Genomic DNA, 24,792 nt, shown 5'->3' with positions numbered 1-24,792 from the left:
CTAACCGATGAAATTAGTCAAACGCTCCGATAACGTGAGCAAAGAACAAAATCAATTAGGTGTATCGCGCCGCGCATTCATGAAAAACAGCTCGCTTGCTGCTGGTGGTGCTGTGGTTGGTGCCAGTCTTTTCGCTCCGGGGATGATCAAAAAAGCGGAAGCTAAATCTATTGATCCAAATGCGAAAACTGAGATCAAACGTACGATCTGTTCTCACTGTTCAGTGGGCTGTGGTATTTATGCAGAGGTACAAAACGGTGTATGGACTGGTCAGGAACCTGCTTTCGACCACCCATTCAATGCTGGTGGCCACTGTGCAAAAGGTGCAGCACTGCGTGAGCACGGTCATGGCGAACGCCGCCTAAAATACCCAATGAAGCTTGAAAACGGCAAGTGGAAGAAACTGTCTTGGGATCAAGCAATCGAAGAGATTGGTAATAAAACGCTAGAGATTCGCAAAGAGTCTGGCCCAGATTCGGTTTACTGGTTGGGTAGTGCGAAGCACAATAACGAACAAGCGTACATGTTCCGCAAAATGGCGTCTCTTTGGGGCACCAATAACGTTGACCACCAAGCGCGTATTTGTCACTCAACCACGGTTGCAGGTGTAGCAAACACTTGGGGCTACGGCGCGATGACTAACTCGTTCAATGACATGCACAACTGTAAGTCAATGCTGTTCATTGGTTCAAACCCTGCAGAAGCGCACCCAGTGGCGATGCAGCACATCCTAATCGCAAAAGAGAAAAACAACTGTAAGATCGTTGTTGCCGATCCTCGCCGTACTCGTACTGCTGCGAAATCTGATCACTATGTATCACTTCGTCCGGGTTCAGACGTTGCTTTCATCTGGGGTATTCTATGGCATGTGTTTGCTAACCAGTGGGAAGACAAAGAGTTCATTCGCCAACGTGTATTCGGCATGGAAGAAATCCGTGAAGAAGTGGCTAAGTGGAACCCTGCAGAAGTTGAACGCGTAACGGGTGTGACTGAAGCCGAAGTGTACCAAACTGCGAAGCTTCTATCTGAAAACCGTCCAGGCTGTGTTGTTTGGTGTATGGGTGGTACTCAGCACACCACAGGTAACAACAACACTCGTGCATACTGTGTGCTTGAGCTAGCGCTGGGTAACATGGGTAAATCAGGCGGTGGCGCTAACATTTTCCGTGGTCACGATAACGTACAAGGCGCAACTGACCTTGGCGTACTGTCTCATACACTTCCTGGTTACTACGGTCTTTCAGACGGTGCGTGGAAGCACTGGTCAAAAGTTTGGGATCTTGACCATGCGTGGGTTCAAAACCGCTTTGATCAAAACGAATACCGCGGTAAGAAACCAATGAACAACATGGGTATCCCTGTTTCTCGTTGGATTGATGGCGTATTAGAAAACAAAGACAACATCGAACAGAACGACAACATTCGCGCTATGTTCTACTGGGGTCACGCGGTTAACTCGCAAACTCGTGGTGTTGAAATGAAGAAGGCGATGCAGAAGCTGGATATGATGGTTATCGTTGACCCATACCCAACGGTTGCAGCGGTAATGAACGATCGTACTGACGGTGTTTACCTTCTACCAGCGACGACTCAGTTCGAAACTTACGGTAGTGTGACAGCGTCAAACCGTTCTATTCAGTGGCGTGACAAAGTTGTCGACCCACTGTTTGAGTCTAAGCCTGACCACGAAATCATGTATCTTCTAACCAAGAAACTTGGCTTCTCTGATCAGCTATTCAAAAACGTAAAAGTTGAGAATAACCAGCCATTAATTGAAGACATTACTCGTGAATTCAACAAGGGTATGTGGACGATTGGTTACACAGGTCAAAGTCCAGAGCGTCTAAAAGCTCACCAACAGAACTGGCATACGTTCCACAAAACGTCTCTAGAAGCGGAAGGTGGCGTTGTGCATGGCGAGACTTACGGTCTACCGTGGCCATGTTGGGGTACGCCTGAGATGAAGCACCCAGGTACGCACATCCTATACGATACATCTAAGCCTGTTGCTCAAGGTGGTGGTAACTTCCGTGCACGCTTTGGTGTTGAGTACGAAGGAACGAACATTCTTGCAGAAGACAGCTACTCGAAAGGTTGTGAGATTGAAGATGGCTACCCAGAATTCAGTGATAAGTTACTGAAGTCTCTAGGTTGGTGGGATGATCTAACCGCTGAAGAAAAAGCAGCTGCCGAAGGCAAAAACTGGAAAACTGACCTTTCTGGTGGTATCCAGCGCGTTGCAATCAAACACGGTTGTATTCCTTTTGGTAATGCGAAAGCGCGTGCTGTTGTGTGGACATTCCCAGACCGCGTACCACTTCACCGAGAGCCGCTTTACACGCCTCGCCGCGATCTGGTTGCTGACTACCCAACATGGGATGACAGTGAGTCTATCTACCGTCTACCAACAATGTACAAGTCAATCCAAGATAAAGATGTATCTGGTGAATACCCAATCATTCTGACCTCTGGTCGTCTGGTCGAATACGAAGGTGGTGGTGAAGAAACCCGTTCTAACCCTTGGCTAGCGGAATTGCAGCAAGAGATGTTTGTTGAAGTGAACCCGAAAGATGCTAACGACCTTGGCTTCAAAGATGGCGACATGGTTTGGGTTGAAGGTGCAGAGAAAGGCCGCATTCACGTTAAAGCGATGGTGACACGCCGTGTTAAACCGGGTCTGGCATTTATTCCATTCCACTTCGGCGGTAAGTTCCAAGGTGAAGATCTACGAGCTAAGTACCCAGAAGGTGCGGACCCATACGTAATTGGTGAGTCTGCCAACATCGCAACGACTTACGGCTATGATCCTGTGACGCAAATGCAGGAAACCAAAGTCACCCTATGTAACATTCGCAAAGCTTAAGGAGTCAACAGATGGCTAGAATGAAATTCCTTTGTGACACTAAGCGCTGCATCGAATGTAACGGCTGTGTCACTGCATGTAAGAACGAAAACGACGATGCGCTAGAGTGGGGCATTCAACGTCGACGTGTGGTAACACTGAACGACGGTGAGCCGGGTGAAAACTCGATTTCTGTTGCTTGTATGCACTGTACGGACGCGCCATGTATGGCCGTTTGTCCTGCTGACTGTTTCGAACACACAGAAGATGGCATCGTACTTCACAATAAAGATCTTTGTATCGGTTGTGGTTACTGTCTGTTTGCTTGTCCGTTTGGCGCTCCTCAGTTCCCTAAACAAGAAGCGTTCGGTGAGCGTGGCAAGATGGACAAATGTACCTTCTGTGCAGGTGGTCCTGAAACCGAACCAGGCTCAGTAGAAGAGCGTCAGAAATACGGTGCGAACCGTATTGCTGAAGGCAAACTACCAATGTGTGCTTCACTATGTTCAACGAAAGCGCTTCTAGCGGGTGATGCGGAGAAAGTCTCTGATATCTTCCGTCAGCGTGTGGTTGAGCGCGGTGCGAAAGGCGCGGGTTGGACAGACGGTAACGATCTGTCTTACGACGCAACGAAAAGCTAAGACTGGAGAGATACATGTTTTCAATGTTTAAACGTGCATCTCTTGTAATGCTGTCTATGATGGCAGCATTACTGTTTGCTTTGTCGTTGCCTGCGCATGCTGAGCAAAAAGAGTCTGAAGTTGCACAACGTGAAATGACCCAATTGGCTGGTGCCGATTTTTGGCGTCAAGTTCGTGATGGTGAAGTAGGCTATACAACATCTCAGTCCCCAGAGCACGGAATGCTGATTAGTACCCCGGGTCAAACCTGGTACATTTTGAAAGAAAAATGGATGTCACCAGCGGGAGCTGTTGCGATATTCGGTAGTATTGCCTTTGTCACCATGATGTATATCGTCATTGGTCCATTAATGCTAAGCGCGCCTAGAACGGGTAAGAAAATTAAGCGTTGGTCTCGACTCGATCGAGCGCTCCACTGGAGCATGGCGTTTACCTTCTTAACACTCGCGTTTAGTGGCTTGATGCTGGTTTATGGTAAGCATTTCCTAAAACCTTACATCCCGTCTGAATTGTGGGGCTTCATCATTATGCTGGCGAAGCAATACCACAACTACATTGGTCCAATCTTCTACGTATTACTACTCTGCGTGCTTGTGAAGTGGTGGCGTAAATCGACCTTTAAGAAGGTTGATATTGCTTGGTTCATGAAACTGGGCGGTATGGTTGGTAAGCACAAGGGGTCGCACCCTTCGGCTGAGTTCTCTAACGCGGGTGAAAAAGCGCTATTTTGGCTGCTGATTGTGGTTGGTACCGTGGTGGCACTGAGCGGCTTAGTGCTAGATTTCCCTATCTTTGGTCAAACACGCCGTGATATGGAGTTTTCAAACCTTGTTCACATGCTTGCAGCTTTGATCCTAATCTGTGGTTTTGTTTTCCATATCTACATTGGTTTGTTTGGTATGGAAGGCGCGCTAGAAGGTATGGTCACCGGTGAAGTCGATGAGACCTGGGCGAAAGAGCACCATGACTTATGGTACGAAGAAGTCATGGCAAAAGAGCGTGAAGAGCAGGGCAATGTAGCGGTTAAAGAAGTAAAAGGAGCGCCAACAAATGAACAAGCCTAACAAAGGTATTTGGGTAGCGTATATTCTTAGCTTTTTTACCCCGTTTACTTGCCTGATCTCAGGTGTAGTTGCGATCATCTACGCGGGATATCGACTAGATAAAGGCGAAGATGGTGAGATCATTGATTCACATTACTATGGTCTGATTCGCTCATTTTTCTTGAACCTAACCTATTTTGTTGTGCTGATTATTACCGTCGCTACATCAAATGGCGTATTAGTTGGCCTAAACGACTATTGGTACAAAAGCCACATCATCGATGAGATCGCTTATTACATTCCATACGTTGGTATGGTGTTTGGCATGGTCGCAATCGTTTTTTGGCTATTGCGAATGATCCAAGGTATGAAAAAGCTACAAGCCAATGAGCCATTCAGCTTCTCTAAAGGGCCTAACCTTTAATAAACGCGGTACTCAAAAGCTAAAGTCTCAAGCCCTGACATTGTCAGGGCTTTTTATTTTGCACCACAAGCAATCGCATTGTTCTGGTGCATGCTCACCAAATCTGTGCGAATTAATATATAGATTGTTTGAATGGTGCCATGGTTACGAATTGACCTTGCATATAAAATACCCATAATTCAATTACTTAGCCGGAATCTATAAAATCATCAGTTACTGGCATACAAATTGCCACATCCGGTCTACTAGCGAGCTCACCACAATGGTGAGCTCGATTATTTGATGCACAGGTAAAGTGCGCAACAACAGAATGGAGACATATACGGATGAGCGTCACAGCCAGTCAGGTTCACGGAGCGGTTCAAACTCTGACTCAAAGTTCAGACACACTATTTCTTTTACTCGGGGCGATTATGGTGTTCCTGATGCATGCGGGTTTTGCTTTCCTTGAAGTAGGGACGGTGCGCCATAAGAATCAAGTCAATGCGTTGGTAAAGATTCTTGCTGACTTTGGTATCTCAGCACTCGCGTATTTCTTTATCGGTTATTGGGTTGCCTATGGAGCGAACTTCTTTGCTGATGCACAAACGCTGTCGCAAGGAAATGGATATGAACTGGTGAAGTTCTTTTTCCTGCTAACCTTTGCGGCAGCTATTCCGGCGATAGTATCCGGAGGCATCGCGGAACGTGCGCGTTTTTACCCTGTATTGATCGCGACGTTCTTTACTGTCGGGCTGGTTTATCCGGTATTTGAAGGGATGATCTGGAACGGTAATTTTGGCTTACAAGCATGGTTTGAGTCCCAGTTCGGTTACGGTTTTCATGACTTTGCGGGATCTGTTGTGGTTCACGGTGTCGGCGGTTGGATTGCTTTAGTTGCCGTTATTTTTCTAGGTATGCGTAAAGGTCGAATTCGCGCGGGTAAACACACCAACTTTGCACCTTCTAACATTCCATTTTTAGCGTTAGGTGCATGGATTCTTTGTGTCGGTTGGTTTGGCTTCAACGTGATGTCAGCACAGACGCTCAATGGGATCAGTGGTTTGGTCGCAATGAACTCTCTAATGGCGATGGTTGGCGGTATAGTCGCAGCGTTAATCGTAGGTAAGAATGACCCAGGCTTTATTCATAACGGTCCTTTAGCGGGATTAGTCGCGATCTGTGCAGGCTCAGATTTAATGCACCCAATTGGCGCTCTGATTACTGGTGCTATTGCTGGAGCCTTGTTTGTCTATCTGTTCACCTACTTACAAAACAGAACCAAGATTGATGATGTGCTTGGCGTGTGGCCATTACATGGCGTTTGTGGCGCGTGGGGCGGCGTTGCTGCGGGTATCTTTGGCCAAACGGCTTTAGGTGGGCTAGGAGGGGTGAGCTTCACTGTTCAGGTGCTAGGAACGGCAACTGGTATTGCGGTGGCTGTTATTGGTGCGTTAATTGTCTACGGTGTTATCGACAAGCTATCAGGACTTCGCCTTTCAGAAGAGGATGAGTTTAATGGTGCTGACCTCGCTATTCATAAAATATCCGCGACCAGTGAAGATTAATCATTTCTCAAATCAAACAATTAAGGCAGCTGTTAAGGCTGCCTTTTGTTTAACCTCACAAAAACTAGGTTAAAAATCGCGAGTTCGACTATGGTCTAACTTCGATTACTAGGGAAGATAAACATACGATGCTAAGCTAACCTCACGAACACTAATAAGGATGTAGTATGAACTTCCCATATCGTAATGTCGTTGTATTGACGGGTGCAGGAATCTCAGCGGAATCGGGGATTCAAACATTTCGAGCTCAGGATGGTCTTTGGGAAAATCACCGAATTGAAGACGTTGCGACACCCGAAGGGTTTGAACGTAACCCTGATCTTGTTCAAGACTTTTATAACCAGCGTAGACTTGGGCTGCAAAATCCATCGATTGAACCCAATGCAGCGCATATCGCGTTAGGTGAGCTTGAAAAACAGTTGGATGGCAGCGTTACCATCATTACGCAAAACATCGACAACCTGCACGAACGTGGTGGGAGTGAAAACGTTATTCATATGCATGGCGAATTGCTAAAAGCGCGTTGTAGCGAATCTAACCAAGTGCTCGAAGAGAAAGGCGAGATTAAGACTGGTGATCTTTGTCATTGCTGTCAAATTCCCTCACAAATGCGTCCTCATGTGGTCTGGTTTGGTGAAATGCCACTGAGAATGGGCGATATCTATTCCTCATTAGAGGAGGCGGATCTTTTCATCTCCATCGGCACATCTGGCGTGGTATACCCAGCAGCGGGTTTTGTGCATGACGCGAAAATGCATGGTGCTCATACGATTGAAATCAATCTAGAGCCGAGTGCGGTTGAGAGTGAATTTGAAGAAAAACGCTATGGGAAAGCGAGTATTGAAGTTCCACGACTAGTCAAAGAGATTCTTGCTTTGCAAGAGGCTGATGTAAAACACGCCTAACACCCCAAAATTTTAAACTCTCAGCTGTCACGCTGGGAGTTTTTCATTTGATACATAGCCTGGTCGGTTTTTTCGAGTGCTTTTCCCAACTCTTTAATGTTGGTAGCTTCTATGCCGTAACTAAAGCTTATGTTTTCCCCGCTTAGCTCCTCTTTCAATTTGTCGACAAACTTCCGCCCCTCAGAGGGTTTAGCTACGATCACAAATTCATCGCCACCAACCCTGAATGCTTGTTCGTGTCGATCAATAATTTGATTAATTGCTTGTGCAAAACGGATTATCATTAAGTCTCCAACGGCGTGCCCCTTAGTATCGTTAACTTTTTTAAGACCATCTAGGTCCAAATAGATTAAGTCGAAGAATTCCATTCTGATTTCTGGCAGTTTTTTGCGATTGTATAGGCCTGTCAATTCATCCGCACAGGCATCGTCATTGATTTGCTTGATTAGTTTAGTGAAACCGAATGCGATTAGGAGGTAGGCTATCTGCAAGGTGCCATCTTCAATCATAGTATCGACGAGATCGTACTTGTCTGAAATAGCGTCAAGGTGGTTAATTTCGGTCAAAACATCATACGCTTGATTAAAGATCAGAAGGAGAAAGCCATACTTGATATAGCGATTGTCTAGGATGGTATTTTGGGAGATGACGAATATAAAAATCAGAACAAAGAGGGTATTACTTTCAAACCACACATCATTACGAGACTCGATGTAATCGCTGTGGGTCAAAAAGGCGATCAGCGTAGAAATGGCAAACAGCAGGCATAATATTATCAGTATTATTTTATACCTTCTTTTCATAGCTCATCCTTAGCTAGGTTTTACATAAAAAGAGAGCGGCATCATGCCGCTCTTTAAGTATATAACTGAAATTTAAATGTGTTTAGTTATTAACTTTTAGCTTTTGGAAGTACTCGTCATAAAGAACGCTTGCTTCACCAACTTCATCTTGCCATGTACCGCTATCCATCACTTCTTGAGGAGGGAAAATGCTCGTGTCATTAGCAAACTCTTCTGGAAGAAGTTTATGAGCTGTAGCAACTGGAGTTGGGTAACCAATCTCTAGGGCAATTTTTGCAGCATTCTCTGGACGAAGAAGGAAGTCGATCATCTTGTGTGCAGCATCAACATTTTTAGCTTCTGCAGGGATCGCTAAGCTATCCATCCAGAATACTGTGCCTTTTTCTGGCCAAATGATGTCAATTGAAGCGCCTTCTTGACGCGCCATGTATGCGCTGCCGTTCCAAAGCATACCTAGTGAAACTTCACCCGCTAGGTATGGGTTAGCAGGGAAGTCAGAGTTAAATACCAATACATTTGGCATTAGTTTTTTAAGCTCTTCGTACGCAGCTTTAATTTCTTCTGGGTTGGTAGTATTTGGTGAGTAACCAAGCTTAGTCAGTGCGATATGGAAAACTTCACGAGAGTCGTCCATCAGCATCAGTTGGCCTTCCCACTTGCTATCCCAGAAGTCATCCCATTTAGTAACAGATGATGCATCTAGCATGTCAGAGTTAATACCGATACCGGTAGCGCCCCAGATGTAAGGGATTGAGTAGTTGTTACTTGGATCAAAAGGTTTGTTTAGGAAATTAGTGTCCAAGTCAGCAAAATGAGACAGTTTGTTCTTATCGATCTTCTGAAGCATGCCTTCTTTACGCATCTTAGAAACGAAATATGTAGACGGTACTACTAAATCGTATCCTGAACCTTGCGTTTTAAGCTTGGCATACATGCTTTCATTTGACTCGTAAGTCGAGTAAATGACCTTAATACCTGTCTCTTTTGTAAAGTCTTCAAGAACTTCACTTGGAATGTATTCAGACCAGTTGTAGAAATAAAGTTCTTGGTCAGCAGCCATTGCTGGCGAAGCGATTAAAGTCGCTGCACAAAGTGCGCTTGCGTAGAATTTACTTTTCATTCTTTTTCCGTTTTATTTTGTCTTATAGGCGGCGATCTTCACAGATATCTGCGCTGATAAAACCATCGTATCAAACTTACTTATCTTCATGACAAGTTTAGCAGGGCGTAAGTATATCAGCGAAAACGAAAATAGGCAGCCGAGGCTGCCTATTTTTACAAAACCGCTGGTTATTACTGACCAGCTTTAAGCTTCAAGAAGTACTCTTCATACTTAACAGTCATATCACCGACAGCATCTTGCCACTCTACGCGGTCAAGGTCTTCTTGTGATGGGAACAGAGGAGCGACATCTTTAAACTTAGCGTTAGAGGCTTCAACTGCTGTTAAGTAACCCGTATCACGAGAGATTTGCTCAGCGATTTCAGGGCGTAGAAGGAAGTCGATCATCTTGTGTGCCGCTTCTACGTTTTTCGCACCTGAAGAAATTGCAAAGTTATCAACCCAGCCGATACCGCCTTCTTTAGGGAATACCAGTTTAAGGTTCATACCTTCGTTTTGCGCTGCTGCTGCACTACCATTCCAAAGCATACCAACGCCAACTTCGCCTGACATGTATGGCGCACCAGGGTTGTCAGAGTTGAAGACTAGAACGTTTGGCATCAGCTTCTGCAGTTCTGCATACGCTTCATCAATCTGTTTAGGATCTTTGGAGTTACCTGAGTAGCCAAGCTTACGCAGAGCAATGTGGAACACTTCACGAGTGTCATCCATCATCATCAACTGACCTTCAAGCTCAGGGTTCCATAGATCCGCCCAGCTAGTGAAGTCATTTGGATCGTACATGTCTGCATTCACTGCAAGACCTGTAATCGCAACAACGTGTGGAATAGAGTAGTCGTTGTTTGGATCGTAAGGTTTGTCTAAGTAGTTCTTATCTAGATTAGAGAAGTTACTTAGCTTTGACTTGTCGATCTTTTGTAGCATACCTTCGTCGCGCATCTTAGCTACGAAGTAAGTAGAAGGTACCACTAAGTCATAACCTTGGTTATGGGTTTTTAGCTTTGCGTACAAGGTTTCGTTTGACTCGTAAGTCGAGTAGATAACCTTGATACCAGTTTCTTCAGTAAATTGTTCTAGGATATTACTGTTGATGTAAGGACCCCAGTTCATAAATACGAGTTCTTTGTTTTCGTCCGCTGCAACTGAACCTGAGAACAGGGAAAGCGCACATGCACTACCAGCTAATAGAGTAGCCCATTTTTTCATTTACGTTAGCTCCAAACCAAACGTTGCCACATCGTAAGTTGATGTTTTTAAGGCAGTAGATAGAAAAACAGAATGGCAAAATGCCATTCTGTTTCGTTAAAGTGAAAGCGATTCTACTTCACTTTCTCCCTTGCTAGCAACTGAGAAGTTACCACAAGGATTAAAGAAACAATCAGCATGACTGTTGCTAAGGCATTCACTTCTGGTGAAATGCCCACTTTCACCATCGAATAAATCTTCAATGGTAGAATTTCGTATGTTGGGCCTGTCACAAATGAACTGATAATTACGTCATCTAAGGACAGGGTAAAGCTCAATAGCCAACCCGCCGCAACCGCAGGTTTAGCAAGTGGCAGAATAATCTGTTTTAAGATAACCCATTCACTTGCGCCAAGATCTTTTGCTGCTTCCAGCATCTTGACATCAAAGCCATTTAATCGGCTGTATACGGTCACAACAACGAACGGTAGGCAGAAGGTAATGTGCGCAATCAATAAGGTTAAGAAACCAAGTTGAGCTCCCATTACTAAGAATAGTGCCAGTAACGAGATTGCCATTACGATGTCTGGTGACATCATCACAACGAAAAGCATCCCATTGACGATTCCTTTACCTTTAAAAGAGTAACGGAATAGGGCAACCGCCGTTAAACTACCAATGATGGTTGCTGCTGTTGCAGAGAATACGGCTACATTCAACGAGTGCCATGCGGCTTGCATCAAGCTGTCGTTATTCACTAAGGTTTCGTACCACTTTGTGGTGAAGCCTCCCCATTTCATACCAAATTTGTTGGCATTGAATGAGTTGACGATTAATACAATGATTGGCAAATACAGGAATGCATACACCAATGTCATAAAGCTAAATCTAACTGTACGTCCCATCAGTCTAGCTCCACTTTCTTATTCAATAGCTTACCCGCTCTGTAGTAGGCATATAGCATCACAGCCATTGCAATGGTTAGGGCAATACTGGTTGCCGCACCAAATGGCCAGTCACGTGCATTGAGAACTTGGCTCTTAATCACGTTACCAATCAATAGGTTCTTCGCACCGCCTAAAAGATCTGAAATGTAGAACATTCCAAGAGCAGGCAGTAGAACAAGTAAACAGCCGCCGATAATGCCAGGCATCGTCAGAGGTAAAGTCACCTTAGTGAAGATCTGGAACTTGTTCGCGCCTAAGTCTTTCGCTGCTTCTACATAGGTATCGTCAAGTTTCTCGATAGCTGAGTAGAGCGGAAGAATCATGAACGGTAGCAAGATATACACTAAACCAATCATTACTGCTGTTTCTGTGTACATCAGTCTCATTGGCTTATCGATGATCTCCATCGCCATCAGAGACTTGTTCAAGATGCCTTGTGTACCAAGAACAATCTTCAGACCGTAAGTACGAATTAGTGAGTTAGTCCAAAATGGCACAATCACTAAGAACAACATAATTGGACGCCATTTCTCTGGCATCTTCGCGACAATGTACGCGAACGGGTAACCAATCACTAAACACAGCAGTGTCGCAACAATTGCCATGTAGAACGAGTGGAGTAGTACCTTTGCGTAAAGCGGATCCATCAAGCGTAGATAGTTATCTAGCGTGAAGGTCATCTCAATTAAGTTTGCTTCATCACGAGTCAGGAAGCTGGTACCAATAATCATTAGGTTTGGCACCAAAACGAAAAGCGTTAGCCAACCTACTATAAGCGTGATGATCGCGTTTTGAAGATTAAGCTTCTTGCTTATCATTTAACACCACCTCCCAGCTCTCTACCCAAGTGATAGCAACCTTTTGTCCAAGAGAGTGGTCAACGTCAGGATCATCTTCGTTGAAGAACTCGCTTACCATTACACGCATACCAGACTCAAGTTCGATCACAGAGTCTAAAGTCATACCTTTATAAGTACGCTCAGTAACGTGGCCAACAATGCCTTTTTGCTCAGACTCTTTGATCTCTTCGATACGTAAGTCTTCTGGGCGAAGTAGTACTTGTAGTTTGTCGCCAGCGTCTGTGTCTTTATCGTAGTAAACAACTGACTCAACACCTTCGATCTCTGCGCGGATGCGTTTTTCATCGATACGCTCAATCATAGTTGCGTTGAACACGTTGATTTCGCCGATAAAGCGAGCAACAAATAGGTTCTTCGGCTCTTCGTAAATTTCACGAGGAGAGCCATCTTGCTCAATCACACCATCACGCATAACAATAATGCGGTCAGACATCGATAATGCTTCTTCTTGATCGTGTGTTACGAAGATAAATGTAATACCCAGTTGACGCTGAAGCTGCTTAAGCTCGATCTGCATCTGTTTACGCAGTTTATAGTCAAGCGCAGATAGCGACTCATCCAGTAGCAGTACTTTTGGCTTGTTTACCACAGCGCGAGCAATAGCAATACGTTGCTGCTGACCACCAGAAAGCTGATGTGGTTTACGCTGAGCCATTTTCTCTAGACGCACCATACGTAATGCTTCCATAACGCGTGGTTCAATGTCAGCTGATGGTACTTTTTGCATACGTAGACCGAATGCAACGTTCTCGAATACCGTCATATGAGGAAAGAGTGCGTAACTTTGGAATACAGTGTTGACGTGCCTTTGCTCAGCAGGGACTGATGTAACATTCTGATTATCTAGAATGATGTCACCATTATCAGCGGTTTCGAAACCAGCAATCATCCTTAAAACGGTTGTTTTACCGCAGCCAGATGGACCAAGTATCGTAAGAAACTCACCATGGTTAACATCTAGATTAAGATTACCGATGATTTCCTTACCATCAAAACTTTTACTGATACCAGTCAAACGAATAACTGGTTGTTCTGCTTTTTGTTTAGCGTTCAACGTCTGTTTTTCTCCCACCTTGGTCATTTGTAAATCATTTAAGAAAATGACCTGTCGTTACACAAATTAGAGGCGCGCATCATAATCACCAAAAGTGTGAAATCAAAGCATTTTCTTATCTTGAAACAGAAAAAATTTTGCAGGTAAAAGTAAACATTCCTTACCATACTCTCAGTACGCGTATTTAATAGCGTATAAAGAGGATATTTTCCTTAGTGTCTCTCGATATTTAGGCATTGATATGATGCATTTAGTGGTTAATTATCAACCAAATAGTCAAGAAAGCAAGTGACAAGCTGAGATCTGATTTTAGACTTTGCTCGCTTGCAGTATAATGAATGCAATTTTCTATCAACAAGTTAGCTTGGTTGTCGTAAAACTAAGCACTAGGTTCAAGAATGAATAACGACATTGAAAAAGACTTCAATTTAGGCGGTAGCGTAGAACGTGCTCTGTCAGGTGACTACGAACTTAAAGCGGGGGAAGTAATAAAGGAGGCATGGCAACATACCATTAAGAACTTTTTGTCATTCTCCCCGTCAATCATCATCTTAATCGCTTTGCAGTTAGCGATTTTTTATATCGCCTTAAAACTGCAGCTTGGTAACCCGGGAATTATTCTTGATGCTTTTACTAATCCAGAAGCCTTTGACCCAAGTATCTTCAGCGCTATTATGGTTGCAAACTTCAGCTATGAAGTTATCAGTGCGCCAATTTATGCTGGAATCAGTTTGATGGCGATGAGCCATGCTGCAGGACTAACGACTAAACCGCGCCATATCGGTAAGGGCTTGCAATACACTATGCCTGTGATTTTAGCGACTTTGTTTAGTCTATTACTCCAGGGAATTGCCGGAATGATCTTCCCATTCCTTTCTCTATACCTATCTCTAGCATTCAGCAATGCAATTCTGTTGATCTGTGAAAAGCAGATTCCACCGATGCAATCCTTGTTACTGTCTCTACGAGCGGTGAATAAGAAGATTATTGTATTAGCGGGGATCTACTCACTAGTTACTATCATGTTTGTTGTAGGCATGATGTTCTACGGGCTAGGGTTAATCTTCGTTTTACCTTTCTTCTTCCACGTAAAAGGTATTGTTTACCGCAATATGTTTGGCATTAAACTGAAGATTATTGCCTCCGACCGACCAAAAGATGAAGACGATAACGATGACAACGATCCACAAGTGTTCAATGCGTAAAAGTGAGTTCATTGCTATCGCGGCAGCTGGTGTGATTGCCGGCTGTAGTTTTTATGGCTATGAGCAAACCCAGACACGAGTATCTGAAACTCGTGTAGAAGAGCGCAAACAAAACAGACTTTCTGATTCGCAAGTTGCAGGAAAATCTGTTGGCGGCGCGCCAGATTTTTCAGCCATCAAAGATACTAAACAGAAAAAACAAGCTTTCTTTGATTATCTAAGACCTGGTATCGCCCTAGAAAACCAGCGAATTGTCAAAGAGAGAACGCGACTTGAGAAACTAAAAGAGCACTTTGATAACCAATCGATTGAGCAGTCAGATCAAAGCTACGCGATTAAGTTAGGCAAACTATACAAAGTAGAGGTGCCTGCTGATGGCATCACTGATAAGTGGATAGATCTGATGCTTCACCGAGTTGACGTTATACCTAAGGCGCTGGTTTTAGTGCAAGGTGCAAACGAATCAGCATGGGGAACATCTCGTTTCGCGACTCAAGCCAATAACTACTTTGGTCAGTGGTGCTATAGCAAGGGATGTGGTCTCGTACCCCTACAGCGTGGTGAAGGAATGAGCCATGAAGTTGCTAAGTTTAGCTCTGTGCAGCAGTCCATTCACGGCTACTTCATGAATGTGAATCGTAATCGCGCCTATGAAGAGTTGAGAGAAATACGCTATCAACGCCACCTTGCGGGACAAAGTCTAACCGATACCGAAGCTGCCATTGCCTTGAGCAATGGTTTACTCAAATACTCTGAGCGAGGTGAGGCATACGTCAACGATTTGCAGAGTATGATCAGGCACAATGTGCAGTTCTGGGAATCACCCCTAGCAAATCAATAAATAGCTAAACCAAAAAGAAAACTATCAATGAAAAAAGTATCGTTAGCGATTTTGGCAGCAGCGCTAAGCAGTGCTGTTGCGTTACCTATTCAAGCTCAAGAATACATGTTTACTTACTCTAAGCTTTACTCCCATATGAAGCAGAATGCGAAAGAAGGGCATGATGATGTAAAGGTTGGTTTCTTCTTCTTAAATGCAGACACTAAAAAACTGTGTAACATCGAAAAGGCATGGATGGAAAAAGAAGAACATTACGAAGAGTTAACTATTTCTCCTTATAACGAAGTATTAGTACCATTAGATAATAATCTACGTTCAGCCAACCCACTGGTATTCGTTCACACGCCAATGGATACACGTTGTGATTTTTCTATGGTCGTAATGACGAAAGAGCCTATGTCTGGTGAGATCAGCTACGACCAAGTAGAAGTTCTGTTGCCACAGATGCAAATTATTCTTGAGCAACTAGGTGGAATGTTCGCGAGCTACTTTACTCCTGACGTTGAGGGGGTGACGCTAGAGTTTCCAAATAACTTAAACTCTACAATCAAGTTTTCTAATGGCTCAACGAAAAAGATCGTTAATGGTAAAGCGCAAGTTGCACTTTCAGAAATCGGTAAGGGTGGCACAATGACGCTACCCGCTGAGACAGCAAGAGTTTTGCCTTACTTGCCAAAAGCAAACTAGAAACTAAATAAAGGTCGCATATGCGGCCTTTAATTTTATTAGCGTATTGTAAAGTTAACTTGTATCAGTATTCGTCCATTTTTCTGTGCCTATAACGAGACAGGCATTTAATCCTCGCAAAAAAGCTCGTATAATCCACGCCCCAAGAAAACACGTTAGGAAGTCCTACTGTCGATTTTCGGCAATATGAGAGCTCGCAATGAACGAAAAAGATACAAGAAAAGAAACCCTAGAATTCAACAAACTTCAAAAGCGTCTGAGAAGAAACGTTGGAAATGCCATTACTGACTACAACATGATCGAAGAAGGTGATGTGGTTATGGCATGTATTAGTGGTGGCAAAGATTCATTTGCGATGCTGGATATCCTATTGAATCTGCAAAAAGCTGCACCAATCAAGTTTGAAGTTGTGGCTGTTAACTTAGATCAGAAGCAACCAGGCTTCCCTGAGCACATCCTGCCAGATTACTTCGAAACGCTGAACATTCCTTACTACATTGTCGATAAAGACACATACTCAGTGGTTAAAGAGAAAGTGCCAGAAGGGAAGACAACCTGTGGCCTATGTTCTCGTCTACGTCGTGGTACGCTTTACTCATTCGCTGAGAAAATTGGCGCTACAAAACTGGCACTTGGGCACCACTTAGATGACATCGTAGAAACCATGTTCCTAAACATGTTCCACGGTTCACGCTTAAAGGCGATGCCACCAAAGCTACGTTCAGATGATGGTCGGAACGTGGTTATCCGCCCACTAACATACTGTCGCGAGAAAGATCTGATTAAGTATGCTGAGCACAAAGAGTTCCCGATCATCCCATGTAACCTATGTGGCTCACAGGAAAACCTACAGCGTCAATCAATCAAAGCGATGCTAATTGATTGGGATAAGAAGACCCCTGGTCGTGTAGAAGCGATCTTTAAGTCGATTCAAAATGTTAGCCCAAGCCAGCTTGCGGATAAAAATCTATTCGATTTTGAAAACCTTCCACTTGATCGTGAAGGCAGCCGTGAAGAGTATGAGTTTAGCGAAGCGATTGTCTCGTCAACCAATATTGATGAGTCTATGTTTATCGATGTAACTAACATCTAAACAAAGTCTCTAGACACAAAAAAGGAAGATAGTCACTATCTTCCTTTTTTTATTTGTCTACATTACATTAGATGGCGGTTTTTGGGTCGAGTGGGCTAATATAGCCTTCCGGTTTAAGCGCCAATACATCGCAATTAATCTTATCGATAACGTGCTCAGCGGTATTACCAATAAAAACAGCTGATAAGCCAGTACGGCCAGTTGTACCTACAATCACCATCGCCGCGTTGAGCTTCTTAGCTGCATCAGGAATCACATCTTCAGGCAAACCTTGCTCTACGATAGTTTGCTCTTCATCGTAACCGTGTTTTTGGCGCAGTGCCTTCATCGCAGTTAAGTGATGGCCACGTACAGCGTCAGTGTAGGTAGAAGGATCAAACTCAGGCAGTTCAATGGTAATGTTCGCCGGTGTAACGGGGTAGGCGTTGACTAAATAAGGTTTGGCATTTAGACGCTCAGATAAACTGTTGAGCTGCTCAACCATGGAGTCATTGAGACCCAGATGGGTATCATTTTCTGAGCCAACATGCACTGACGCGAGAATACTTGAGTCTTCAGGCCATTCTGCATTTTTGATTAACAAGACAGGACAAGGACATTTACGTAGTAAGTGCCAATCGGTAGGAGTGAAGATAACCGATTCTAAAACGTCATGCTTACGCGTTCCTTTAACCACAATATCGTGACTGCCAGCAAAAACCTCAGCGATAATCGCTTCATAAGGTCTGTTGTGCCAAACGACACGCACTTCAAACTCAACTCCCTCTACAACATAATCTTTAGCGATTTTTTGCATCCATTGCTCGCGTTGGTGAATAACACCGCGACGCATTGCATCTCTTTCATCAATCGACAGCATAGAAGTCATATCGTAAGAGAAGTCGTAAATAGAGAGGAAGAAAGTCACTCGACTAGGAGAACGGCTTTTTGAAGCGAGCTGCATAGCACGAGCCAGCGCAGGCTGCTCATCTTTGTTGATATCTGCAACAACTAGGATTTTATTGTAGATGCTCATATAAAACTCCTTAAAGGCGAGGAGGGGTATATGATTAATGTAGCTTAGTTCGAAGGAGAGTTTTAGAAAAATATTGAGGAATTTGAAAGAATTATGATGTAGCTCATTATCGGAATGAATAGTGAGCTACATCATTGAAAGATATTATGATTCTGTTGAAACGCCAGCGAGTTCCATCAGAGCATCGTGATCTAAGATAGTGATGTATTTACCTTTCACACTTAAGATTTCTGATTTTTGGAAACGACCCAATAGGCGAGAAATTGTTTCAACAGTTAGGCCTAGGTAGTTACCAATATCACCGCGAGTCATAGTTAGACGGAATTCACGAGGGCTGAATCCACGCTGTGAGAAGCGCGTTGAAAGGTTGTAAAGGAATGCTGCTAAACGCTCTTCTGCATTCTTTTTAGAAAGCAGTAGAATCATTTCCTGGTCACCTTTAATCTCGTTACTCATCAAACGCATGATTTGCTGACGTAGCTTAGGCATTTTTCCTGACAAGTCATCAAGGATCTCGTATGGGATTTCACATACCATTGATGTTTCAAGCGCCTGAGCGAAGCTAGGGTGAAGGTCGCCAGTAATAGCGTCAAAACCAACCAGATCACCTGCTAAGTGGAAAGCAGTAATTTGCTCATCACCTTGCTCAGTAATCGTATAGCTCTTGATCGTACCTGAACGAATTGCGTAAAGAGATTTTAGTTCATCTCCCGCTTTGAACAGCTCTTGACCTTTTTGAATTGGCTTTTTGCGTTCAATGATTTGGTCAAGCTGATCGAGCTCTGATTCATTTAACGTAAATGGAATACAAAGTTGGCTAATACTACAATCTTGGCAATGAATCGCACAACCACCAGACTGAATGCGCTTTGTTGCAGGCTTTTCAGAAATCATAACAACCTTTCACTATTTGATATACATCAATATTTTAGCACTCATTACCTACAAAGGGTAGTGAAAAAAGGTAGGGAAAAACAGCAATCTATCAACTTATTGATAATAAAATTATTGCGCCGTAGCCTGTGTATAGGCCATAAGTTAATAAAATTAGAGCGCCGAGGTTACGGAAGATTTGAGATTGTTGCAGCTTATGTAAATATGTAGCGCCAAAGCCCATTAGTAACATTGCTGGTAGTGTGCCTAGACCAAATGCGATCATAATTAGAGCGCCGTTTAATGCGCTACCGGACACGGCTGACCAAGTTAACGTTGAGTAAACCAAGCCACAAGGTAGCCAGCCCCAAATGAAACCAAAAGGAATGGCGTGAATAGGGGATTTTAATGGTAAAAGAGATTTCCCTGCAGGAGAGATAAAACGCCACAGTGTTTGACCGAGCTTCTCAACCGCTAGTAACCCTTGCCACCATCGACCGATATAACAGGCCAACAGCACCATAAACACAGCAGCAGCGAGTCTTAACCAGGTAAGAGCATTGTTGAGCGAGCTAATTTCACTGATTGAGGCGACAGTACCACCGACAATAGCGCCAATAAAGGCGTAGCTGATGAGGCGGCCAGAATTATAAAACAGTGGGATCGTTTTAGATGGTTGAGACTGGCCAATGGTCAGCATAGAGGCAATACCCCCACACATTCCCATACAATGGCCAGCACCAATCAAACCAATTAAGAAAGCTCCAATCCAATCAGGACTCATTTCTGTTGATTCTCTTGCGTTTGATCTTCATCAAGCAAGATATTGTGACCTTGACGCTCTAAGTCCTCAAATTGGTCACTCTTCACTGCCCATAAGAAAATAGCAACAGCGACACACACCAATACGATAGCAATCGGGATAAGGATATAAAGGCTTTCCATTTATCGACCTTTTTCTTTAAGCAGACGAAGAGAGTTAGATATTACAATAATTGAGCTAGCAGACATACCGACCACAGCAAAATATGGCGCAACAAAACCCGCGACTGCCAAAGGAAGTATCAACAGGTTGTAGCCAAGCGACCACGCCAAGTTCTCTTTAATGATTCGACGCGTTTGCAGAGCAAGCTCTCTTGCTTCAAGAATTCTATCGAGTCGGTCACCCAAGAGAACCATATCCGCAGACGCTTTAGCGACGTCCGCACCACCACCCATAGCAACGGAAAGGTGTGCACCGGCAAGTGTTGGCGCATCATTGATCCCATCGCCAATCATCATGGTGATATCGCCTTCATCCGTACCCTTAAGATAAGCTAGCTTGTCTTGCGGTTTCGCTCCCGCCACAACATCCTCAATGCCGATTTGTGAAGCAACGATTTCCGCATTCTCTTTAGTATCACCGGTAAGGAGCGTAACTTTTACACCAGACTGTTGGAACTTTTGAATAAACTCTTTGGTTTCAGAGCGGATAGGATCGCGATAAACAAAGTTAGCGACATGAATATCGTCTACGGACAGATAAACCGTATTGGCTTGTGCGGGTTGGTTGTCGCCCAATACAAAACGTGCGCTACCAATCTTAACTTGCTTTGTACCTAAAGAGCCGACGATACCGGAACCGATAACATTTTCTACGTCTTCGACTTTAACTGTACGATCTAAGTAGGGTTTAAAAGCACGAGCAATAGGGTGGTTTGCATGTGATTCTAGTGAAGCAGCTATCGCTAGAGCCTGTTGCTCGGACAAACCTGCGAACAGTTGGACTTGATCAATTTCGATATCCCCATGAGTCAGTGTACCTGTCTTATCCACAATAAGGTGATTCACCTTACACAGAGTTTCAAATACATGACTTTTTCGTAGAAGAATACCAAGGTTACCCATACGTGACGTAGCACATGTCAGCGCAGTCGGTGTCGCTAATGAAAGGGCACAAGGACAAGTTGCAACCAGCACCGAAAGCATAATCCAAAACGCATCGTCTGGACGACTCGAGTGCCAGAAGAACCAAGTACCAGCGGCAACAATTAGTATTACGGCAACAAAGTAACGAGCAACGACATCTGCGATTTCAGCAATCTTTGGCTTAGAAAGCTGAGCTTCATCTTGTAAGCGAACAATGTTAGAGATCATCGAGTCTGCTTTAGAAGAGGTTACCTCAAGTTCAAACGATTCTTCACCGTTAAGAGTGCCGGCAAACACGTAATCATCGACCTGTTTGACAACGGGTAGAGACTCACCGGTCAACATGGACTCATCAATATGGACTCGGCTTGACAGAATCTTACCGTCAGCAGGAATGTGTTCACCCGGTAAAACGCGAATTTGATCGCCAACTTGTAGCGTCTTAACAGGGACTTGATCACCGTTTAGCTTATTGGCTATAGCAGGAATCAACTTTAACAAGTTACCGCTCGCGGCAGCGGCTTTACGACGCGCACGCATTTCTAAGAAACGGCCGACTAACAGGAAGAAGGCGAACATCGAAATCGATTCAAAGAATACTTCTCCCTGTTCAGTCACTGTCGCTACTAGACTTGCAAAATAAGCGAAGATCATTGCAATAGAGACGGGAACGTCCATACCTAAAGTTCGACTGCGAAGACTGCGCCATGCGTTGATATAAAATGGAAGAGCTGAGTAAAGCATAACTGGGGTAGCGAAAATCAAGCTTACCCAGCGGAAATAGTTTTTGAATTCAGGTTCGAGGTCGCCAAACACCTCAAGGTAAAGTGCGACTGCAAGCATCATAACCTGCATAGTTGCTAGGCCTGCAATACCCAAACGATACAGATATTGCTTCATTTGCTCGTGATAAGCGGCTTCCTGCTTATCGGCTTCAAACGGCGCGGCTTTATAGCCGAGGCGATGAATCGAAGCGAGCAACTCACTTAAACGAGTCTCAGTTTTGTCCCAGGCGAGAAGGGCGCGGTTGGTTGTTGTATTAACACGTATAGACAAAACGCCTTTATTTGCAGCAACTTGTTTTTCAATTAACCATGCGCAGGCGGCACATGAGACACCTTCAAGTGACAATGTCACCTCAGAGCTGTTCTCGCTATTGCGCACAAACTCTGCTTGAACATCATCATTGTCATAATGAATTAGGGCTTGTAGTTGCTCTGGGACGAGATCGGCTTTTTCAGCCGGGGCAGTTCGATATTGATAGTAAGAGACCAAACCACTGTCAACGATAGTCTGAGCTACCGTTTCACAGCCTGGGCAACACATATCTCTAATGTCGCCCAAAATTTCCACTTTGAAATCCGTGTTGGCTGGTACATCTTCACCACAGTGATAACAGGATTTGCACATAGACTTTTCTTAATTAGATAGTTGTACTGCTGACGAAGTTGGGAACTCAACGCGACCTTGGATTAACCATTTTTCGTCATGTGGAGTCAGTTCAATAAACCATGGGCCTTGAAGCTCATTATCAAGCTTAAATCGGTAGGTACCGCGAGCGTCAGACGTAATAAGTCTCGAGAAGTCATGATCAGGGAGAGTGCGGTGGGCAAACATAGCAGTGATCGCGGGATAGTGATCTAGCTGGCCTTTTTCAAATTGAACCACTACGGTGTCGCCTTCAGCACGAACGGTAGCATCAAGACCTAGCTCTTTAGCAACGTTGATTCGGGATATGTCGATATTAATCCCTTTACCTTTTTTATAGTAATCCTCAGTCACAAGATTAACTGAGTGGTTTGTAAGTATCGCGACTCGAACCAAAGTTAATATAGACACCCCGACCGTTAGGGAGAGTATAAACCACGGCCAAAACTGCTTATACCAAGGCTTTTCCATAATAGTTCTCGATAAAAAATTGAAATAAATTAGGGCTTTAACTGTAAAGGAAAGACAGCCCCATTACCATCTATAGAGAGTAAGGGGCTGTTATTGAAATGTAACTTATTGTTCCGAGTTGCTTAGACTCCAAACATAAGCAGAAACAAGCTGAACTTTGTCTTCACCTAGAATATCTTTCCAAGCTGGCATTACGCCCGAACGACCGTTCATTACTGTTTCAGTTACGTCAGCACGTGAACCACCAAATAGCCAGTCTTGGTCAGTTAGGTCAGGTGCACCCACTGCTGGGTTACCTTTACCATCTGTACCGTGACACGCAGCACACACTACGAAACGAGCTTTACCAGCTTCCGCTTCTTTAGCGTTAACAGAACGACCAGATAGGCTTAGCGTGTAGCTTACAACTTCTTTCACGCCTTGCTCACCTAGAGCATCTTTCCACGCTGGCATCTGACCGATACGACCATTCATAACAGTAGTAACGATAGCTTCTGGCTCACCGCCATATAGCCATGCATCATCTGTTAGGTTAGGGAAACCTTTCAGACCACGCGCATCAGAACCGTGACACTGAGAACAGTTCTGTAGGAACAAACGTTGACCAACTTTAACTGCTTCGTTATCCGCTGCAATTTCAGGGATAGGACGAAGTTCAGTTGAGCCATCTACGTACGCAAGTTTCTTGAATGCTTCACCAAAGTAAGTATCTGCATCGTCAAGCTCTTTAGCGTATTGAACCAGCTGCTTGTTTTGTTGCGAAGCCGCGATCGACGCTTTTGATTCTTCAATTGAACGAACCGTTTGGTCAGAACTCTGCCAACCTAGAACGCCCTTGAAGTTACCTAGGCCTGGGTAAAGCGTTAGGTAAATCGCAGCGAAGATAAACGTACCAACAAATAGGTAAGTCCACCATTTCGGTAGTGGGTTGTTAAGCTCACGAATACCATCGTATTCGTGGCCCATGTCTGCACCTTCTTCGACACCCATCTTATCCTTAAGGCACCAATAAAGGATCACAGCACAGCCAACTAACGTACCGACTGTAATGATGATTATCCAAAGACTCCAAAATGTAGTCATTGCTTAGTCACTCCTTGTTCTTTTGAAGGTGCTTGCTCTTCATCAGCAAATACAAGGTTTGCGGCTTCGTCGAAACGAGACTTACGGCTCTTACCATAAGCCCACCAAACAACGCCTATAAAGCTTACGAAAAGCACTATGGTCCAAATACTGTGAATAGTACCGATATCCATAATCACCCCTTATTATTTCATTGCGTGACCAAGAGACTGAAGGTAAGCGATGATGGCATCCATCTCAGTTTTACCTTCTACATCTTTAGACGCGTTTGCAATTTGCTCATCAGTGTATGGAACACCAAACTGATCACGGAAGATAGTTAGCTTCTTCTGAGTGTCCTTACCATCAAGAACGTTCTCTTCAAGCCATGGGAAACCTGGCATGTTTGACTCAGGAACCAACTCACGTGGATCAATTAGGTGAACGCGGTGCCACTCATCAGAGTAACGACCACCAACGCGTGCTAGGTCAGGACCTGTACGCTTAGAACCCCAAAGGAATGGGTGCTCATATACACTTTCACCAGCAACAGAGTAGTGACCGTAACGCTCTGTTTCAGAACGGAATGGACGAATCATCTGGCTGTGACATACGTTACAACCTTCGCGGATGTATACGTCACGGCCTTCCATTTCAAGGGCTGTATAAGGACGTAAGTTCTCTACAGGCTCTGTTGTTTGCTTTTGGAAAATCAGAGGAGTGATCTCTACAAGAGCACCCAAACTGATTGCAAAAACGATAAGAATCGCTAGTAAACCGACATTGCGTTCAACAATTTCGTGGCGATTGTTAGAATTTGAACTCATTCTTAAATC

General features: G+C 44.2%; 25 protein-coding genes. 10 read left to right on the top strand and 15 right to left on the bottom strand.

Annotated elements, in window-relative coordinates; translation table 11 throughout:
• Window positions 1-7: 7 nt before the first annotated feature.
• From ACHUFZ_RS01135 to cobB, 6 genes are all read left to right on the top strand, one after another.
• Window positions 8-2,863: a formate dehydrogenase subunit alpha gene (locus ACHUFZ_RS01135; protein ID WP_394125502.1), complete on the top strand. Its 2,856-nt coding sequence runs from the start codon at window positions 8-10 to the stop codon at window positions 2,861-2,863.
• An 11-nt stretch (window positions 2,864-2,874) separates the two neighbouring features.
• The gene (gene fdh3B, locus ACHUFZ_RS01130; protein WP_004414075.1) at window positions 2,875-3,483 is read left to right on the top strand and encodes a formate dehydrogenase FDH3 subunit beta; all 609 of its coding nucleotides are present in this window, start codon (window positions 2,875-2,877) and stop codon (window positions 3,481-3,483) included.
• Window positions 3,484-3,497: 14 nt separating this feature from the next.
• Entirely contained in the window at window positions 3,498-4,547 is a 1,050-nt protein-coding gene (locus ACHUFZ_RS01125; protein WP_394125501.1) for a formate dehydrogenase subunit gamma, read from the top strand.
• Complete coding sequence (locus ACHUFZ_RS01120; protein ID WP_394125500.1) at window positions 4,534-4,950, top strand: hypothetical protein; 417 nt, start codon at window positions 4,534-4,536, stop codon at window positions 4,948-4,950. The genes ACHUFZ_RS01125 and ACHUFZ_RS01120 overlap by 14 nt, the downstream gene beginning before the upstream one ends.
• A gap of 326 nt (window positions 4,951-5,276) precedes the next feature.
• Window positions 5,277-6,497 carry an ammonium transporter gene (locus tag ACHUFZ_RS01115; RefSeq protein WP_394125499.1) on the top strand — a complete coding sequence of 407 codons (1,221 nt, stop codon included), beginning with the start codon at window positions 5,277-5,279 and terminating at the stop codon, window positions 6,495-6,497.
• A gap of 167 nt (window positions 6,498-6,664) precedes the next feature.
• Complete coding sequence (gene cobB / locus ACHUFZ_RS01110; protein ID WP_394125498.1) at window positions 6,665-7,402, top strand: Sir2 family NAD+-dependent deacetylase; 738 nt, start codon at window positions 6,665-6,667, stop codon at window positions 7,400-7,402.
• A gap of 20 nt (window positions 7,403-7,422) precedes the next feature.
• Here the strand turns inward: cobB and ACHUFZ_RS01105 are convergent, their stop codons facing one another.
• The 6 genes from ACHUFZ_RS01105 to potA form a co-directional block, all read right to left on the bottom strand.
• On the bottom strand, window positions 7,423-8,205 hold the full coding sequence (locus ACHUFZ_RS01105; RefSeq protein ID WP_394125497.1) for a GGDEF domain-containing protein: 783 nt from the start codon (window positions 8,203-8,205) through the stop codon (window positions 7,423-7,425).
• Window positions 8,206-8,287: 82 nt separating this feature from the next.
• Window positions 8,288-9,325 carry an extracellular solute-binding protein gene (locus ACHUFZ_RS01100; protein ID WP_394125496.1) on the bottom strand — a complete coding sequence of 346 codons (1,038 nt, stop codon included), beginning with the start codon at window positions 9,323-9,325 and terminating at the stop codon, window positions 8,288-8,290.
• A 173-nt stretch (window positions 9,326-9,498) separates the two neighbouring features.
• Entirely contained in the window at window positions 9,499-10,533 is a 1,035-nt protein-coding gene (locus tag ACHUFZ_RS01095) for an extracellular solute-binding protein (protein ID WP_394125495.1), read from the bottom strand.
• Window positions 10,534-10,646: 113 nt separating this feature from the next.
• Window positions 10,647-11,417 (bottom strand): spermidine/putrescine ABC transporter permease PotC, encoded by a 771-nt coding sequence (potC, locus tag ACHUFZ_RS01090; protein ID WP_053441264.1) that lies wholly within the window; start codon window positions 11,415-11,417, stop codon window positions 10,647-10,649.
• Window positions 11,417-12,277 carry a spermidine/putrescine ABC transporter permease PotB gene (gene potB, locus ACHUFZ_RS01085; protein WP_004416913.1) on the bottom strand — a complete coding sequence of 287 codons (861 nt, stop codon included), beginning with the start codon at window positions 12,275-12,277 and terminating at the stop codon, window positions 11,417-11,419. Before potB ends, potC begins: the two co-directional genes overlap by 1 nt.
• Complete coding sequence (gene potA / locus ACHUFZ_RS01080; RefSeq protein ID WP_394125838.1) at window positions 12,258-13,391, bottom strand: spermidine/putrescine ABC transporter ATP-binding protein PotA; 1,134 nt, start codon at window positions 13,389-13,391, stop codon at window positions 12,258-12,260. Before potA ends, potB begins: the two co-directional genes overlap by 20 nt.
• A 380-nt stretch (window positions 13,392-13,771) precedes the next feature.
• On the opposite strand from potA, the gene ACHUFZ_RS01075 reads away from it, so the two are divergent.
• From ACHUFZ_RS01075 to ttcA, 4 genes are all read left to right on the top strand, one after another.
• Complete coding sequence (locus ACHUFZ_RS01075; protein WP_394125494.1) at window positions 13,772-14,578, top strand: DUF2189 domain-containing protein; 807 nt, start codon at window positions 13,772-13,774, stop codon at window positions 14,576-14,578.
• Window positions 14,571-15,419 carry a glucosaminidase domain-containing protein gene (locus tag ACHUFZ_RS01070; protein ID WP_394125837.1) on the top strand — a complete coding sequence of 283 codons (849 nt, stop codon included), beginning with the start codon at window positions 14,571-14,573 and terminating at the stop codon, window positions 15,417-15,419. The genes ACHUFZ_RS01075 and ACHUFZ_RS01070 overlap by 8 nt, the downstream gene beginning before the upstream one ends.
• Before the next feature lie 27 nt (window positions 15,420-15,446).
• The gene (locus ACHUFZ_RS01065; RefSeq protein ID WP_394125493.1) at window positions 15,447-16,106 is read left to right on the top strand and encodes a DUF2987 domain-containing protein; all 660 of its coding nucleotides are present in this window, start codon (window positions 15,447-15,449) and stop codon (window positions 16,104-16,106) included.
• A gap of 199 nt (window positions 16,107-16,305) precedes the next feature.
• Window positions 16,306-17,199, top strand: coding sequence for a tRNA 2-thiocytidine(32) synthetase TtcA (gene ttcA / locus ACHUFZ_RS01060; RefSeq protein ID WP_004414053.1), 894 nt, complete (start codon window positions 16,306-16,308; stop codon window positions 17,197-17,199).
• A 67-nt stretch (window positions 17,200-17,266) separates the two neighbouring features.
• On the opposite strand, the gene uspE is transcribed toward ttcA, so the two are convergent.
• The 9 genes from uspE to ccoO all read right to left on the bottom strand — a co-directional run bounded on the left by uspE (window position 17,267) and on the right by ccoO (window position 24,783).
• Window positions 17,267-18,214, bottom strand: a complete 948-nt coding sequence (uspE, locus tag ACHUFZ_RS01055; RefSeq protein ID WP_394125492.1) for a universal stress protein UspE — start codon at window positions 18,212-18,214, stop codon at window positions 17,267-17,269.
• Between the two features lie 144 nt (window positions 18,215-18,358).
• Complete coding sequence (locus ACHUFZ_RS01050; RefSeq protein WP_004414051.1) at window positions 18,359-19,108, bottom strand: FNR family transcription factor; 750 nt, start codon at window positions 19,106-19,108, stop codon at window positions 18,359-18,361.
• A 91-nt stretch (window positions 19,109-19,199) separates the two neighbouring features.
• Window positions 19,200-19,871, bottom strand: coding sequence for a sulfite exporter TauE/SafE family protein (locus tag ACHUFZ_RS01045; protein ID WP_394125491.1), 672 nt, complete (start codon window positions 19,869-19,871; stop codon window positions 19,200-19,202).
• The gene (ccoS, locus tag ACHUFZ_RS01040; protein WP_394125490.1) at window positions 19,868-20,032 is read right to left on the bottom strand and encodes a cbb3-type cytochrome oxidase assembly protein CcoS; all 165 of its coding nucleotides are present in this window, start codon (window positions 20,030-20,032) and stop codon (window positions 19,868-19,870) included. The genes ACHUFZ_RS01045 and ccoS overlap by 4 nt, the downstream gene beginning before the upstream one ends.
• Window positions 20,033-22,405: a heavy metal translocating P-type ATPase gene (locus tag ACHUFZ_RS01035; RefSeq protein ID WP_394125489.1), complete on the bottom strand. Its 2,373-nt coding sequence runs from the start codon at window positions 22,403-22,405 to the stop codon at window positions 20,033-20,035.
• 9 nt (window positions 22,406-22,414) lie between these two features.
• Window positions 22,415-22,894: a FixH family protein gene (locus ACHUFZ_RS01030; RefSeq protein WP_394125488.1), complete on the bottom strand. Its 480-nt coding sequence runs from the start codon at window positions 22,892-22,894 to the stop codon at window positions 22,415-22,417.
• A 105-nt stretch (window positions 22,895-22,999) separates the two neighbouring features.
• Entirely contained in the window at window positions 23,000-23,977 is a 978-nt protein-coding gene (gene ccoP / locus ACHUFZ_RS01025; protein ID WP_134836710.1) for a cytochrome-c oxidase, cbb3-type subunit III, read from the bottom strand.
• Window positions 23,974-24,150 (bottom strand): CcoQ/FixQ family Cbb3-type cytochrome c oxidase assembly chaperone, encoded by a 177-nt coding sequence (locus ACHUFZ_RS01020; protein WP_004414045.1) that lies wholly within the window; start codon window positions 24,148-24,150, stop codon window positions 23,974-23,976. Before ACHUFZ_RS01020 ends, ccoP begins: the two co-directional genes overlap by 4 nt.
• Window positions 24,151-24,162: 12 nt before the next feature.
• Complete coding sequence (gene ccoO, locus ACHUFZ_RS01015) at window positions 24,163-24,783, bottom strand: cytochrome-c oxidase, cbb3-type subunit II (RefSeq protein WP_006878897.1); 621 nt, start codon at window positions 24,781-24,783, stop codon at window positions 24,163-24,165.
• Window positions 24,784-24,792 lie beyond the last annotated feature (9 nt).

Source organism: Vibrio hepatarius, from assembly GCF_043642085.1.
In the GTDB taxonomy this organism is placed as follows: domain Bacteria; phylum Pseudomonadota; class Gammaproteobacteria; order Enterobacterales; family Vibrionaceae; genus Vibrio; species Vibrio hepatarius_C.
Note: the sequence above shows the minus strand (reverse complement) of the source record. Positions and strands in the feature narration are given on the sequence as shown.

Excerpts from the sequence above, each read along its gene's own strand:
- ACHUFZ_RS01135 (WP_394125502.1), top strand. The coding sequence starts at position 8 with ATGAAATTAGTCAAACGCTCCGATAACGTGAGCAAAGAACAAAATCAA.
- fdh3B (WP_004414075.1), top strand. The coding sequence starts at position 2,875 with ATGGCTAGAATGAAATTCCTTTGTGACACTAAGCGCTGCATCGAATGT.
- ACHUFZ_RS01125 (WP_394125501.1), top strand. The coding sequence starts at position 3,498 with ATGTTTTCAATGTTTAAACGTGCATCTCTTGTAATGCTGTCTATGATG.
- ACHUFZ_RS01120 (WP_394125500.1), top strand. The coding sequence starts at position 4,534 with ATGAACAAGCCTAACAAAGGTATTTGGGTAGCGTATATTCTTAGCTTT.
- ACHUFZ_RS01115 (WP_394125499.1), top strand. The coding sequence starts at position 5,277 with ATGAGCGTCACAGCCAGTCAGGTTCACGGAGCGGTTCAAACTCTGACT.
- cobB (WP_394125498.1), top strand. The coding sequence starts at position 6,665 with ATGAACTTCCCATATCGTAATGTCGTTGTATTGACGGGTGCAGGAATC.
- ACHUFZ_RS01105 (WP_394125497.1), bottom strand. The coding sequence starts at position 8,205 with ATGAAAAGAAGGTATAAAATAATACTGATAATATTATGCCTGCTGTTT.
- ACHUFZ_RS01100 (WP_394125496.1), bottom strand. The coding sequence starts at position 9,325 with ATGAAAAGTAAATTCTACGCAAGCGCACTTTGTGCAGCGACTTTAATC.
- ACHUFZ_RS01095 (WP_394125495.1), bottom strand. The coding sequence starts at position 10,533 with ATGAAAAAATGGGCTACTCTATTAGCTGGTAGTGCATGTGCGCTTTCC.
- potC (WP_053441264.1), bottom strand. The coding sequence starts at position 11,417 with ATGGGACGTACAGTTAGATTTAGCTTTATGACATTGGTGTATGCATTC.
- potB (WP_004416913.1), bottom strand. The coding sequence starts at position 12,277 with ATGATAAGCAAGAAGCTTAATCTTCAAAACGCGATCATCACGCTTATA.
- ACHUFZ_RS01075 (WP_394125494.1), top strand. The coding sequence starts at position 13,772 with ATGAATAACGACATTGAAAAAGACTTCAATTTAGGCGGTAGCGTAGAA.
- ACHUFZ_RS01070 (WP_394125837.1), top strand. The coding sequence starts at position 14,571 with ATGCGTAAAAGTGAGTTCATTGCTATCGCGGCAGCTGGTGTGATTGCC.
- ACHUFZ_RS01065 (WP_394125493.1), top strand. The coding sequence starts at position 15,447 with ATGAAAAAAGTATCGTTAGCGATTTTGGCAGCAGCGCTAAGCAGTGCT.
- ttcA (WP_004414053.1), top strand. The coding sequence starts at position 16,306 with ATGAACGAAAAAGATACAAGAAAAGAAACCCTAGAATTCAACAAACTT.
- uspE (WP_394125492.1), bottom strand. The coding sequence starts at position 18,214 with ATGAGCATCTACAATAAAATCCTAGTTGTTGCAGATATCAACAAAGAT.
- ACHUFZ_RS01050 (WP_004414051.1), bottom strand. The coding sequence starts at position 19,108 with ATGATTTCTGAAAAGCCTGCAACAAAGCGCATTCAGTCTGGTGGTTGT.
- ACHUFZ_RS01045 (WP_394125491.1), bottom strand. The coding sequence starts at position 19,871 with ATGAGTCCTGATTGGATTGGAGCTTTCTTAATTGGTTTGATTGGTGCT.
- ccoS (WP_394125490.1), bottom strand. The coding sequence starts at position 20,032 with ATGGAAAGCCTTTATATCCTTATCCCGATTGCTATCGTATTGGTGTGT.
- ACHUFZ_RS01035 (WP_394125489.1), bottom strand. The coding sequence starts at position 22,405 with ATGTGCAAATCCTGTTATCACTGTGGTGAAGATGTACCAGCCAACACG.
- ACHUFZ_RS01030 (WP_394125488.1), bottom strand. The coding sequence starts at position 22,894 with ATGGAAAAGCCTTGGTATAAGCAGTTTTGGCCGTGGTTTATACTCTCC.
- ccoP (WP_134836710.1), bottom strand. The coding sequence starts at position 23,977 with ATGACTACATTTTGGAGTCTTTGGATAATCATCATTACAGTCGGTACG.
- ACHUFZ_RS01020 (WP_004414045.1), bottom strand. The coding sequence starts at position 24,150 with ATGGATATCGGTACTATTCACAGTATTTGGACCATAGTGCTTTTCGTA.
- ccoO (WP_006878897.1), bottom strand. The coding sequence starts at position 24,783 with ATGAGTTCAAATTCTAACAATCGCCACGAAATTGTTGAACGCAATGTC.